The sequence below is a fragment of the Gilvimarinus sp. 1_MG-2023 genome, from assembly GCF_030548285.1.
Window position 1 is genome coordinate 1 of the sequence record NZ_JAUOSC010000771.1, and the last position, 293, is coordinate 293.

General features: G+C 52.9%; 1 protein-coding gene. It reads right to left on the reverse strand.

The genetic code is table 11. The annotated features are described in order from the left end of the window. Nucleotides 1-270 (reverse strand): ABC transporter permease (locus Q4563_RS18985; protein ID WP_442903798.1); only part of this gene is annotated, 270 nt, incomplete at its 3' end. Nucleotides 271-293: the final 23 nt, after the last annotated feature.

A 293-nucleotide genomic window follows, 5' to 3' on the forward strand; every position in this document is an offset into this window, starting at 1 on the left:
GATCATGACCGGGAAGAACACGATCAGTACGGCAACCAGGATTTTCGGGTAGATGGTGTAGCCCAGCCACATCACAAACAGCGGAGCAAAGGCCACTTTCGGGGCAATCTGCAGCGCCAGAATGTACGGTGACAACATGGCTTCCGCAGTTGGCGACAAGCCCAGAGCCACACCGATTGCCAATCCGAGGAATGCCCCGATACCAAAGCCGAGCAGTACTTCTGCGGCGGTAATCAAGGTATGTTTGAGCAGTTCACTGTGTTGCCACATGATGAAAAACTCATGCCATACAT